The 12334-nt window shown below is 66.5% G+C and carries 9 protein-coding genes, 2 pseudogenes and 2 CRISPR repeat arrays (1 of these 13 cut by a window edge); of the genes and pseudogenes, 5 read left to right on the forward strand and 6 right to left on the reverse strand.

Annotated elements, in window-relative coordinates; genetic code table 11:
* Both JAV51_RS13420 and JAV51_RS13425 read left to right on the forward strand, forming a co-directional pair.
* A pseudogene (locus JAV51_RS13420) lies at window positions 1-117 on the forward strand (IS5/IS1182 family transposase); the annotation flags it as partial.
* Between the two features lie 642 nt (window positions 118-759).
* Window positions 760-1308: an NUDIX domain-containing protein gene (locus tag JAV51_RS13425; RefSeq protein ID WP_197321051.1), complete on the forward strand. Its 549-nt coding sequence runs from the start codon at window positions 760-762 to the stop codon at window positions 1306-1308.
* A gap of 138 nt (window positions 1309-1446) precedes the next feature.
* Here JAV51_RS13425 and JAV51_RS20260 read toward each other — a convergent pair.
* A pseudogene (locus tag JAV51_RS20260) lies at window positions 1447-1558 on the reverse strand (XRE family transcriptional regulator); the annotation flags it as partial.
* Window positions 1559-2007: 449 nt separating this feature from the next.
* Between JAV51_RS20260 and JAV51_RS13430 the strand changes: the two are divergent.
* From JAV51_RS13430 to JAV51_RS13440, 3 genes are all read left to right on the forward strand, one after another.
* Window positions 2008-2385 carry a hypothetical protein gene (locus tag JAV51_RS13430; protein ID WP_231642184.1) on the forward strand — a complete coding sequence of 126 codons (378 nt, stop codon included), beginning with the start codon at window positions 2008-2010 and terminating at the stop codon, window positions 2383-2385.
* A 1137-nt stretch (window positions 2386-3522) separates the two neighbouring features.
* Window positions 3523-4620, forward strand: coding sequence for a hypothetical protein (locus JAV51_RS13435; RefSeq protein ID WP_307845880.1), 1098 nt, complete (start codon window positions 3523-3525; stop codon window positions 4618-4620).
* 1302 nt (window positions 4621-5922) lie between these two features.
* Window positions 5923-6186: a DUF1883 domain-containing protein gene (locus tag JAV51_RS13440; protein ID WP_197321053.1), complete on the forward strand. Its 264-nt coding sequence runs from the start codon at window positions 5923-5925 to the stop codon at window positions 6184-6186.
* A gap of 471 nt (window positions 6187-6657) precedes the next feature.
* Here the strand turns inward: JAV51_RS13440 and JAV51_RS13445 are convergent, their stop codons facing one another.
* From JAV51_RS13445 to JAV51_RS13460, 5 genes are all read right to left on the reverse strand, one after another.
* Window positions 6658-6870 (reverse strand): hypothetical protein, encoded by a 213-nt coding sequence (locus JAV51_RS13445; RefSeq protein WP_197321054.1) that lies wholly within the window; start codon window positions 6868-6870, stop codon window positions 6658-6660.
* Window positions 6871-7071: 201 nt separating this feature from the next.
* Complete coding sequence (locus JAV51_RS20275; RefSeq protein ID WP_231642312.1) at window positions 7072-7554, reverse strand: hypothetical protein; 483 nt, start codon at window positions 7552-7554, stop codon at window positions 7072-7074.
* Window positions 7478-8251, reverse strand: coding sequence for a helix-turn-helix domain-containing protein (locus JAV51_RS13450; RefSeq protein WP_231642186.1), 774 nt, complete (start codon window positions 8249-8251; stop codon window positions 7478-7480). The genes JAV51_RS20275 and JAV51_RS13450 overlap by 77 nt, the downstream gene beginning before the upstream one ends.
* A 479-nt stretch (window positions 8252-8730) precedes the next feature.
* Window positions 8731-9124: direct repeats of the CRISPR family, unit length 28 nt; unit sequence GGACCATCCCCGCGTGCGCGGGGCCGAC.
* A 397-nt stretch (window positions 9125-9521) separates the two neighbouring features.
* Window positions 9522-9734 carry a hypothetical protein gene (locus JAV51_RS13455; protein ID WP_197321055.1) on the reverse strand — a complete coding sequence of 71 codons (213 nt, stop codon included), beginning with the start codon at window positions 9732-9734 and terminating at the stop codon, window positions 9522-9524.
* 219 nt (window positions 9735-9953) lie between these two features.
* Window positions 9954-11243: a helix-turn-helix transcriptional regulator gene (locus JAV51_RS13460; RefSeq protein ID WP_307845881.1), complete on the reverse strand. Its 1290-nt coding sequence runs from the start codon at window positions 11241-11243 to the stop codon at window positions 9954-9956.
* Window positions 11244-11614: 371 nt separating this feature from the next.
* A CRISPR array of direct repeats spans window positions 11615-12334; the repeat unit is 28 nt; unit sequence GGTCCATCCCCGCGTGCGCGGGGCCGAT; it runs 111 nt beyond the window's last position.

A 12334-nucleotide genomic window follows, 5' to 3' on the forward strand; every position in this document is an offset into this window, starting at 1 on the left:
CTGGCCGGTTACCGACGCCTGACCATCCGCTACGAACGCCGCGCCGATGCCTTCAAAGGCTTCCTCGCCCTCGCCGCCGCACTGACCTGCTTCAAGAAGCTCAAACAAGCCAAGTGAGACACGCTCTTAGACGACGGTTCACTGAGTGAGCACAAACGGCGCCGCCAAGCCTCGTTCGCAGAGTTGGGTGCGAACTGGGATGAAAATCCTACGTTTTCGCTGGCATGCGCGGCGACCTTACGAAGTCGTACCCGCTGGATGCGGTGTCGAACCGACATAAGAAGATGGCCAACCCGCCTCGATACTGAAACAAATAAACTCATGCCCTGCGGCGCTACTCGGCAACGGAACTGCTGACGGCTCGGCGTGTGCTAGCGCTTCCATGCACTGCCGGACGGCTGATATCAGTAGACTGCACTTCTCGATTCGGACTTCCGGCCATTGAGCATCGTGTTCGTGGTGAATCTTGACCGACTCAGTGAATCGCTCTCGTTTCCAGGCAAGCTCCTTATCTTTTCTGGCGTTATAAGTGTTGATGAGGGAGCTTACGATCGGCCCGGCTGCCCCTAATGCTGCGGCGGATAGCATGGCGAGGACGGCTAGCCAGAGCGGCGCCTCTACGGCCTTCACGCGAGCAGGATATTATGCAGCGTTAGCTGTATTCCTAAGGGAAGCTACACCTCGGTCTGTACTCCCCCAGATGGTTTGCGGTGGACTGAACAACGGGGCGGCCCAAGTGAGCCGCGTAACCTGTGCGTCGTGAGTGATAAGCGCGGTTCATGGCAGACGTTTGGTGAGCGGTTCGTCTATGACAACCGGTGGGTGCGGTTGGGGTTGGTTGACGTGCAGGCTCCCAACGGCAACCGTTGGGAGTACCACGTCGTTCACCTGGCCCGGATCGCGATTTCCCTGGTGGTGAATGACCGCGACGAGGTACTGATGCTGTGGCGGTACCGCTTTGCCACGGACCAGTGGGGTTATGAGCTGCTCGGTGGTCTGGTCGACGAGGGCGAGGACTCGGCTGCCACGGCTGCGCGGGAGGCGGCTGAGGAGAGCGGTTGGCGTCCGCTGGGGGAGGGTGAGCACCTCGTCAGCTTCGAGCCACTTCCAGGCCAGGTCACCGCGCCGACGGACATCTACCTGTGGCGCGGTGCCGAGCACATCGGCGACCCCACGGATACCGAGGAAGTCGGCCGCGTCGAGTGGGTGCCGCTGTCACGGGTCAACGAACTCGCCCAGCGGCAGCAGCTTCTCGGTTCGGGCACGTTGGTTGCGCTGCTGTACTACCTGAACTCACAGAAGTCGTGACCCGCTCGTCGGCAACACCAGACCGCGCAGTCGCCGTAGGTGCCGGTCGGACCTGATCTGCCTACCGAACTACCGCGCTTGGAGGGCGTATTGCTGAGCTTGGTCGCGGTCGTCGGAGGCGGCGTGCGCGAACGCGAGGAACGCTCGCCTGCGAGACGTGCGAACGTTCCGCCAGTTCGCGTTGGCGCAGCCCGAACTCGTGCATGCGCTCGTTGATTGCCCTCGCGACCGCCGCCCAGTCTTCGGTCACCTATTCCTCCGTGGTCCGCCTCGGAGGCGAGATCAACGCCCAGGCCAAGCCGCATGGGGCCGACCTCGCAAAATCGGCATCCGCCTGTCCATTTCACGCTGAAATCACTTCTTTCGCTGAAATCAACCCGAGCAGGTCACCGCGCGCTACCAGGTCTCCACGGGCCGGTAGGTGCGGCGAGCGAAGTGGTTCACACTCGCGGCGACGTATGTCAACCGTTGCGGCGCAAGCTATTCGCCGACTACCTAACCGACGCGCGGCAGACATGGACGCCCGGCGTGACGAGCTCTCTGGCATGGGTTCGGCAGGTCCCCGACTGCTCGCGTGGGTTGTCGTCGCGGCTGGCGGACGCACTCGCGGCCGAGGTAGAAGGCGGGGTGAAAACTCGTGAACGCTGACGACCGGGAATTCGTGAACACCTCGTCGCTCGTGCATAGGGGCCGTGCGACATGGAGGCTGCGGACCCGGTGGTGGATGGCGGAACACTCACGGGCCACGCAGCGGGGGAGGACACCGCACTCAGCATCGATCATGCGGCCGTGGTGAAAGCCATCGGCGCGGGCAGCGATCCTGAACCGGCGGCGGGCCTCCCGGAACCGCTCGCCTCCGTCGTCGAGTACCTCGACACGCACACGGACGACCGGGAGTTCGTGCCCACGGCCGAGCTGGTCGACGCACTCGACGTCGAACCCAACGCATTCGGACGGCAGATGAGCGACCTCGGCTGCTCGTCACAACGCAAGCGCGTCCCCACCGAGGACGGCAGAACACGGCAGGTGCGCGGCTACCTCATCGCCGACATTCGCGCTGCGGTCGAGGATTTGTGAGCCGTCACAAGCACTGGGCTCCCGTCACACCTGCCGTGACGGGAGCCCAGTCGTTTCTACCTGCGGAAACGGCGTCTGTGACACCTGTGGCGCCACCAGCGAGAGCCGTCACGATCACCCTTGGAGGGCCGTTCCGGTTGTGTTCGCGTGTCGTGGGCGGCTGTGCCGTCACGCGACTCAGCGAGCGCGTCGGCGAGCGAGTCGAGCTGCCGAACCAGGTGCGCCATCCGCCGCTCGATCGCGGCAAGCCGCCGCTCGATGTTGCCTTCCGGCTCGCTCATGCGCTTGCCTCCTCACCGTCGAGCAGTCGAGGCGGGGGAGCGTTATGCAGGCACGCCACGCACGGCATACCGGTCGGGCGGTCGAGCAACTCAAGCCGGCCCGGACCGAATTCGGTGCCACACAAGGCCGTCAACCGCGTCGGCTTCTCCCCGCGTGGCAGCACGAACACGTGACACACCCGCCGTGTCTCGCCAACGGTGCCCCGTAATGGGCGAGCCAGCACCAGTAGCTCGTCCATGCCTACCGCCTGCCGTGGTGTCCGGCGGACACGGACGCGTCGGGGTCGCAGCCCGTGCCTGCCGGGGAAGGGGTCCGGCCGTTCCGCGTGGAGGGCACCACGGCGGGGAAGGGAACGACCGGAGCTCGGAAACGCGTCAACGCGCGGCGGAGCGCGCCGTGACGCTGCAGCGGAACCGCCGTGGTCTGCCGGGCTGCGAGCAACTCTCGATTGCGCGCGAGACGATCGCTGCACGCCGCGCAGGTCGCCTCCGAGGCAAGCAGCATCGATCCGGGCCGTGTCACGTGCCCGCACACCGCCCGGAACAACCCATGGGCGCGGCGAGGCCCGTGCGCGAACTCCTCGTCGGTGACCGCATGCTCCAGCCCATCGACGTCGCAGCGATGCCAGACGACATACAACGACCGGCCCGTATCCAAGCTGATCCCCTCCCGAAGTTCGCAAGCTGATCACCAGCAGCCACGATCTGTGACAGCCTGAAACCAGCGTGCAATCAGCGGTGACGTCAGCAGAACGACACGGACCCGACACGAGGCCGACATATGGGGAGCACAGACCAGCCGGGCGCATCCGAGCCCTGGCGTCCGCGTACTGTCTTGGACCACCAGATACGCGACGTGCGCAAAGAGACGCTGCAGGAGTTCACCGAGTACGCCGAACGCTTCGCCCGCGACCACGGCGAACCCGGAACCCTCAGCCAACGACACCTGGAACGATTGGTCGCAGGCCAGGGACCGAATGGCAGACCCCTGGGCAAGCCCCGCCCGGCGACGGCACGGCTGCTGGAGCGCATCTTCGGCATGCCGATAGACGTCCTGCTTTCGCCGTACGTGCCGGGTGATAACCAGGCCGAGCTGGACACCAAAGAACAGGAGTTCCGTGCCCGACTGCGAACCTCAGCGCGTGTGGACACCGGAGTGATCGAGGTACTGCGGCAACAGCTCAACCTCATCCGGCGGCTGGACCGTCAACTCGGAGCCCGGGCAGTCCAGGCCGAAGTAGCGGCGAAGGTGCAGCAGGCCACTGAACTGATGCAGCACTCGACCATGCCGAGCACACGTGCCCGACTAGCGGCCTTGCTGTGCGAACTCTGCACCCTCGCAGGCTGGCAAGCCCTCGACCGCGCACAGATGGCCACCGCGTGGCGATACTACGAACAAGCCAAGGCCGCCGCGCGGGAGTCCGGAGACAAGTCGTTCGAAGCGCACGCTACGGCAGAACAGGCGTTCGTCCTGATCGATATGGGCGAGACTCAGGACGCGGTCGAAATGCTTGAACGTGTCCGTAAGGATGCGCGGCGTTACGCGCCGCGCATCCTTACATCGTGGCTGGCTGCTGCGTGCGGGGAGGCATACGCGGCGGACCACTGCTGCGTTGCAGCCCTCCGAGCCTTCGATGACGCCGACGAGTTGCTCTGTCCGCAGCCGCACGATGTGGCGGGCCCTCACGTCACGCTAGACGAGGTCCATCTCAAGAGGTGGCGCGGACATGCCCTCGCCCGTCTCGGATCGATTGAGGCGATTGTTGTGCTAAAAGATTGTCTCAGCCGCCTCGACCAGACTTTCGCCCGCGCACATGCTTCCTTGCAAGTGGACCTTGCCATTGCTATGAAGGGCAACAATATAGATGCTCGTCGACAGTACGAACGCGCATCTGTTCTAGTGAACGAGCTAGGGTCAGCACGGCAATGGCGAAGGCTGGCGAGTATGGTTTGATATTCCGATCAGGGATGCGAGACATCCTTGTCGTTGATTCCTTAATTCAGCTCGATCGCCCCCGTTGCCCCCATTTCAAGTAGTATGCAAATAGGGGTCAGAAATGTGAAGGGTAGACATTTCTTGAGTGGTTGACGGTGCGGGCTCTCCACCAGCAACGTCCCGCCTCCATCGGCTTGAGGTGGCCGGCCGCAGTGCGAGCGTTTGCCAAGCTTGCGCTCCCCGGTCCCGGAGCGGCTCGATAGATGAGGCTGGCTGGCTGTCCATGGTTTCGTCCATGAACCCTTGCCGTTCGCTGCCTCCAGAGCCTCACGGCAGTCAACGGGCACCGCTCCTACCAACGGTTACTACTCCTGACGGGTGATTTCGCGGTCTCACGATCCCTTGGCCGCGGGTTGCTGCCGGGGAGGGACTATCCCCGCGTGCCCGGGGCCGGCCAACGGCGAAGTCCGCGCCGACATCCGCTGGAGGGACTATCCCCGTGTGCGCGGGGCCGACGGGCCAGGGATGGGTCGCGGCGGCGCTTCGCGCGGACTATCCCCGCGTGCGCGGGGCCGACCGTGTGAACTGGCGTGACGATCAGATGAGCGTGGGACTATCCCCGCGTGCGCGGGGCCGACCGTGTGAACTGGCGTGACGATCAGATGAGCGTGGGACTATCCCCGCGTGCGCGGGGCCGACTCCGCGCCGGGACGCCGTGCCGGGCAGGAGCGAGGACTATCCCCGCGTGCGCGGGGCCGACACTTGTTGACCTGGGCGTTTACTCGGCCAAGGAACGATTTTCATTCAGTCTGCCACAGGGCGGGTAGGGGCTGGTCGTCGGTTCTCCAGCGGAGGTAGTCGTTGGATGGCGGGGCATGTGGGCGGGATCGACCGTCTGGGCAAGGGCTTGGTGCAACGAGATCGTTAGCATGCGGGGCTGACACATTCCCGGAGCTCTTCCCCCGACTTGCATGCAGCCGACGGTATCGCGAACCTCAGCGCGCGTGGTACCGAAATGATCGACTTGCCTGAGGCAACGTCTCAACCTCATCCGGCGTCTGAACCGCCAACTGAGAGCCCGAGTTGTGCAAGCCGAGATGCTGAGGGGGCAGCAGGCCACCGACCGCAAAGGCTGTGGAGGTCGCTCCGTCCGGAGCGGGACTTCGACGCGCTACGTTGCTGCCGAATCCAGGACCGAACAACGCCACGTTCCACCGCGCACACGATGCTGTGCCGAAAGGTGGTGGCGAACGTGGCGGCCATAGAACTCGGCCTGATCGTCGGATTCCTGACTATTGCGTCGCTCGGTACTAATTATGTGTGGACCATCTCTACTGGAATCTTGGATCTTGCGCAGGCGGTGCCTGCTTCGAGGTATCGCTGCGAGGGTCGACCGCCAGAGTCTGCCTCATGGACGTCGACCAGTACCAGGCATACCTCGACGGCGATGAGTACGAGTGGTTCGGTGGCTTCTACGACGTCAGCCCGGTTGTCTTGGAGGTGCCCTACGACGACCATTGGTACCTCGTCGTTGACAGCAACTACCGGAAAATCAAGGTCAAGGTCACCGAGATCTTCGACTGATCACTCACAACCCCTCCGCGATGAGAGACGACGCTGACTGCCGCGGTGGGGCAGCCATCGAAGAGACCGCAGGACGGTTGTTCACGGTTCGATCATGAATTCGTGACGTACTCTCTGCCCCGGCGCGAGTCATGCCTCAAAGCGTGGGGTCACGACCACGGCGTGTGGGGTTTGATCGGCGTGGGGATCGTCGCGGGAGCCGGGCATGCACGCTCGACTTGCGTCGACCGGGAAGGGCGGTTCGGGCGGCCGTGGCAGCGGCAGCCCGAGCGGCATGGCTACAGCCGTCGGAGACCGGCGAGCACATTTCGTACAGGCTCAGCCGCGGTGTAATGGGCTGATACAGCGCCGCCCGAGCTTTCCGTGGTGTCGGAGTCGGCGGTGGGGCACATGGTCGGCGTGGGGGCGAGGCATCGGAGTGGTCGCGTCGGGCCGTCGTCCACCACGGCACTGAGCACAGCGGTCGGGGCATCATCCGGCACCTGCCACCACCGTGCCGTCGAGTTCGTCGGCGCGAGTGATCATGTCGTCAGCCAGCATGCGTAGCGCTTGGCCGACTTCGCGGAGTCCGCGGGCGGGGAGTTCGCCGCCGTCCTGGGCGGCCATGAGCGCGAGCACGACTTCACCGATGCTCGCGTTCACTTGCCCGAGCCGCGCCAACAGCTCGCGGTCGCGGGCGATCACTGTTCACCACCCTCGTCACTCGACGCCGCGGCCGTGATCTCCTGCTCGTCCTCAGACCTGGTCGTGGCCGGCGTCGGTTCCTGCCCCGTCCACAATGCATGGCCCCCACCACGGCACGATCCGCTGTTCCAGCTCATACATGGAACGTAAGCCCGCACCGTCATGTCGTAGTAGGACGGAATGTTTTACTACCCGACCGGGCTATCCAGTGACGGAGAGGCGGCGGGCAAGGCTCCGAAGGCGCGACTGCCGGTCACGTTCCAGCAGCTCGCCGACGATGCGGCGTGGCAGCGTCTGGTGTCGAATCCAGTCGGGCCCCATCGATTCGGCCGTCAGCAACGCGTCCACGGCTTGTTGGGCATGGCCAAGACGGGCGTGCGCGAGCGCCTGGTCGGCGAGGTGCCGGCACCGGGACGCCAACGGCAGCGTGGTGCCACGCGGCATCCGTTTCGCGGCGTCGAGCGCGCCCGCGTAGTCCTCGGTGACCACGCCGACATCGACGGTCTGCATCACAACCTGGGACGGGCCGAAGTAGGTCTCGTAGTCGTGGCGGTCCACGCCCATGCGGCCTGCCACTGCGGTGGCCTGACTGACAAGGTGCTGCGCTTCACCGACGCGCCGCGCGCGGCCGGACGCTGTGGCCGCGGTGATGATGAGGCTGCCGTACGCGGACAGGTGCGGCAACGGAACGTCCCCGCGGGGGCTCGATCGTCTCTGCAGTGCGGACAGCGACGCGGTGGGACTCGTCGTAACGGCCCTGCACGAGGAGCTGCCACGCGATCGACCCGCGGATGGTGGCGGCAAGGAGCTCGTCGGAGCCGTGACCGCTGGTGTCGTGGGCGAGACGGATGGACTGCCAGGCGATGTCGGTCTGGCCGAGATGGACGAGGGTGCAGCCGGTGACCCAGTAGGCACGAGCAAGCAACTCAGCCACGGCGGATCGCTGGGCTGCATCGGCAGCGTGCATGGTGGCTCGCAACTGCGGCAACGTGGACGGCAGGATGGTGGCGAGGTGGTCGTACTGGCCACCCCAGTACGCCGACCAGGCGTAGTCGACGGCGCGGCGCGCATCGTCGAGCGTGATGGGCTCGCCTGTGATGTCGCCGATGAGGTCGTCGACGGGAGAGAGGGCCTGTCGAAGTGCGACCACGCCGCCGTCCGCTTCACCGGTGGGTACGGAGGCGCGCTGTCCGAGAAGCTCGGGCAGGGACACGTCGAGAGCGCGGGCGATCTTCGTGAGCGTGCCGATCGCGGCGGTCTTGCGGGTGCCTTGTTCCAGCTTGCGGATCACGTCCACCGACACGCTCGCAGCGTCCGCGAGTTGCTGTTGGGTGAGTAGCTTGCCGCGTAGGGCTTTGATGCGTGCGCCGATCTCCTGCATGGGGGTGCCCCCTTCGTCGCGTGGCCGGGACTCCTCCGCGTCGCCCCAGGGTTCCTCATGCGGGGCGCATCACGCGAAGGGTCCGCCGCACAGCGGAGCCAGGAGCCGATCGGTACGTCACCCCGAACAGCAAGCGGCCCCGGCACCGTGTGGTGTCCGGGGCCGCTTCGGCGAGCGCGGTTGCCATCTTCGTGTCGCCCACTTGACGAACCGCATGAGCAGGTAAATCACGGCGAGCACGAGCGCGACACGCCCGAGCAGCGGACCGAGCGAGTAACTGCCATCACTGTTGATCGCGACGACGACCAGGAACACGACGGCAGCGGCGATCACGAGCAGGTACAGCCCGTTTCCGATGATGTTGAGCAGCGCCTTCCGTTTCGCTTCCGGAGTGGGTGTGGAGTGTGCTCTCAGTGCTCCAGTGGAACGAGCACGTCCCAGAGTGGCCGTGGCGATCAGGGATCGAAGCGCACTGCGTCAGGACATCCCCGGGTGCGCGGGGCCGACGCCTTCATGACACCGACGTCGTCGGCCCGGGCCGGACCATCCCCGCGTGCGCGGGGCCGACGTGATCCAGCAGAAGCGCGTGGTGATGTAGGTGGGACCATCCCCGCGTGCGCGGGGCCGACTGCCCGGCTGGTGTGGACCAGCCCGAACGCGACGGACCATCCCCGCGTGCGCGGGGCCGACTCGGTCGTGGGGATGGCCACGGCCGGGTTTCTGGGACCATCCCCGCGTGCGCGGGGCCGACGCCGAGGCTCAGGCACATCAGCCACGGCCGAGCGGACCATCCCCGCGTGCGCGGGGCCGACCCACACGAACTCCTCATCCCGGTAGATGGCCAGGGACCATCCCCGCGTGCGCGGGGCCGACACTTGTTGACCTGGGCGTTTACTCGGCCAAGGAACGATTTTCATTCAGTCTGTCATGGGACGGGTAGGGGCTCATCCGTTCTCCGGCGGAGGTAGTCGTTGGTTGGCGGGGCATGGGCGGAGGTCGATCGCCTGGGCAAGGGCTCGGTGCAGTGAGCACGCGGGGCTGACACGTTCCCGTAGCCCCGACTTGCATGCAGCCGACGGTATCGCGAACGTCAGCGCGCGTGGTACCGAAATGATCGATGTCCTGAGGCAACGTCTCAACCTCATCCGGCGTCTGAACCGCCAACTGAGAGCCCGAGTTGTGCAGGCCGAGATATCGGCGGATGCAGCAGGTCACCGAGAGGCCGCGTCGGACGGTCATCGACCACGGCGGCTTCGGAGCGGTCGGGGCATCACTGAGCACCGACCACCGCCGTGGTGTCGAGTTCGTCGGCGCGAACGATCATGTCTTCGGCGAGAGTCCGCAATGCCCGGCCGACTTCGCGAAGCTCAGCCGAGGGAAGTTCGCCGCCGTCCTGCGCGGCCATGAGGGCGAGCACGACCTCGCCGATGCCGGCGTTCACCCGTCCCAGTCGCGTCAGGAGTTCGCGGTCGCGGGCGATCACCGTTCACCGCCCTCGTCGCTCGACGACACAGCCGCGACTTCCTGCTCGTCGTCAGTGGTTGCGGCCGGTGTCGGTTCCTGTCCCGTCCACATAGCACGGCCCCCGACGCGACATGATCCGCTGTTCCAACTCATGCGCGGACGGTAGGCGGGGCGGACGACCGCGCGCGGTACACGCCAGCACCCCACGTGGAGGGGGACATTCTGTCCCCTCGCACGGTCAGGTGAGAACGCCGAGCTGCGACGCGAGGCTTCGTGCGTCTTGCTGGATCAACCGGCCACCTGATGTCACCAACTCGGCGGCCAACCCCCGGGACAGCGGATGACAACGCATCGACTCCGTGCTCGCTGCCGTGGCGCGTTGCAGCGTGTGGAGCGCGCCGGTGTAGTCGTGTCGCTGGGCATACGCGCGGGCGGTTTCCAGCCACAGTCGGGCCTGACGATCACGAGACGGGATCGCGTCCGGGTCGACGGCGTCGGCCTTGTCGAGCGCAGTTCCACCCTTGCGGAGGTCGACGGCGACCGACACTCCGGTCAGGTCAGTGTTGGCGCGGCCGAACAACGTCCACGGATGCGCATAGCTGTGAGGGAGCCGCGGCACGATCGTGTCGGCGTCGTCGAGATACCGGAACGCGTCGCCTTCACGGCCGAGTCGCGCGGCCGTGATCGCCGCGTGCAGTCGACACGCACCCCACAGGGCACGAACGGTGTCGTCCTCGCCATCGAGATACGGTGCGAGCACGGCGGCCGCGTCGACCGCGAGCTGCAGCGCGTCTTCCTCACGGCCCGTCGCCCGCCACACGTTGCCCACAACCCATGCTGCGGCGGCAAGGCTCACCGGGTCGTCGGCCTGCTCGGCGGCCGTCAGGCACCGGTCAGCGGACAACCACAGCAACGCCGAGTCGGACACCCATGCCAACGCCTGCTCCGCCAGCGCGTATGCGGCGACGAGCGCGGTGTTCGCCGTGCGACGGTCGGGGCCGGTGAGCACACGGGCGGCCCGACGCGCATCCCGCAACAACGACGGCAGCACACGGCCGACATCGGCACGTGGCGTGGCCGAGGTGTGCCACACCCGCCAGGCATAGGCGGCCCGGTCGACCAGATCCGTCACGTCGTGATGCGCGTCCCGGTCGACCACGAGGACGGTCTCTTCGATCGCTTCCCGAATCGCGGGCACGGCTTCGTGACCTTCCCGGCGGACGGCGCTGACCGTGATCGCCTGATCTCCGGTGAGTGCGGCGACATCGTGCAGGCCGAGCGCGTCGGCCAGCTTCACCAGCATGCCCAGCCGGGGCGGCAGCAGGTGACCGCGCTCGACCTTCTTGAGCCAGTCGGGGGAACGGCCGACCAGACCGGCAAGGACCGGGCGGGACATTCCGCGTCGCTCCCGGTATGCCTGAATCCGGCCCCCAACGGGTTTCCCGGCGAGTTCATCGACGTGCACGCGGATCACCTCGTTCGCGTAGTCGTGTCCTCTTCGCGAAACCCCTGGCCAGGCTGCGGGCACTCTGCGAAGAGAATCACTCGTCAGGTTAGCGGTCGGTACTTGATTGGGCACGTAAAGCGGCCCCCCATCTCCGGGGCTGCGGCGACGAGCACAATCGCTGGTCTCGTGCCGCCCGTTTGACGGGCTGCGTAAGTAGACGGCGAGCGCGAGTGCGATACGCCCGAGCAACCAGCCGCCATGACAAGCGTTATTGCGTTGGGAAGCACGCAGCTGATTGCGCGAGCGACCCTTGGCGGTGGGTCTAGTCCACCGGCGCACAGTCAGGGGAGCAACGGTCTGCGTTGGGTTCGCCGAGAGCGTTTGTGACGAGTCGGTAGTTCGTAAACAGCCCTCGTGTGTGGGTCTGACGCGGTAGCCGCCGACCTCGAAGCCGCGAGCACCGAGTATTTCGGGGCCGCGGGGCCGATTCCTCCAAGGGAGTCAGCGTGTACGACGCGCTGGACCATCCCCGCGTGCGCGGGGCCGATGGCCAGCGGCGCGACCGTGAGCAGGCCTGTCGCTGGTCCATCCCCGCGTGCGCGGGGCCGATTGCTGACGAACGATCCGGAACAAGCTCGACAGTGGTCCATCCCCGCGTGCGCGCGGGGCCGATGGCCGTGGCGGCGTCGGGTTCTACGACGTCACAGGTCCATCCCCGCGTGCGCGGGGCCGATCACCACGACGCAGCGAAGCACGATCCCAAGACGGGTCCATCCCCGCGTGCGCGGGGCCGATTCGGCGTCGACGCGGACGGCGAAAACGAATCGCGGTCCATCCCCGCGTGCGCGGGGCCGATGGATGGAGACCCGTCGGAGATGACCCGGCAACTGGTCCATCCCCGCGTGCGCGGGGCCGATCCGCCGAGGACTCGCGCCAACTCGCCCGCGACCGGTCCATCCCCGCGTGCGCGGGGCCGATGCTCCGCTGTCGGTGACGGAGGCGGCCCTCGAGGGTCCATCCCCGCGTGCGCGGGGCCGATCGCGGGTGCCACGCCGCCCCGGCGGGTACCGGAGGTCCATCCCCGCGTGCGCGGGGCCGATTCTCGACGGGCACCCGCCCACCGGGGCGGGGCGGGTCCATCCCCGCGTGCGCGGGGCCGATCCCCTGATCCA

Source organism: Saccharomonospora sp. NB11 (genome assembly GCF_015910535.1).
In the GTDB taxonomy this organism is placed as follows: domain Bacteria; phylum Actinomycetota; class Actinomycetes; order Mycobacteriales; family Pseudonocardiaceae; genus Saccharomonospora.

Coding starts and splice junctions, on each gene's coding strand:
- JAV51_RS13450 (WP_231642186.1), bottom strand. CDS start 8,251: ATGCAGGAGATCGGCGCACGCATCAAAGCCCTACGCGGCAAGCTACTC.
- JAV51_RS13430 (WP_231642184.1), top strand. CDS start 2,008: ATGGAGGCTGCGGACCCGGTGGTGGATGGCGGAACACTCACGGGCCAC.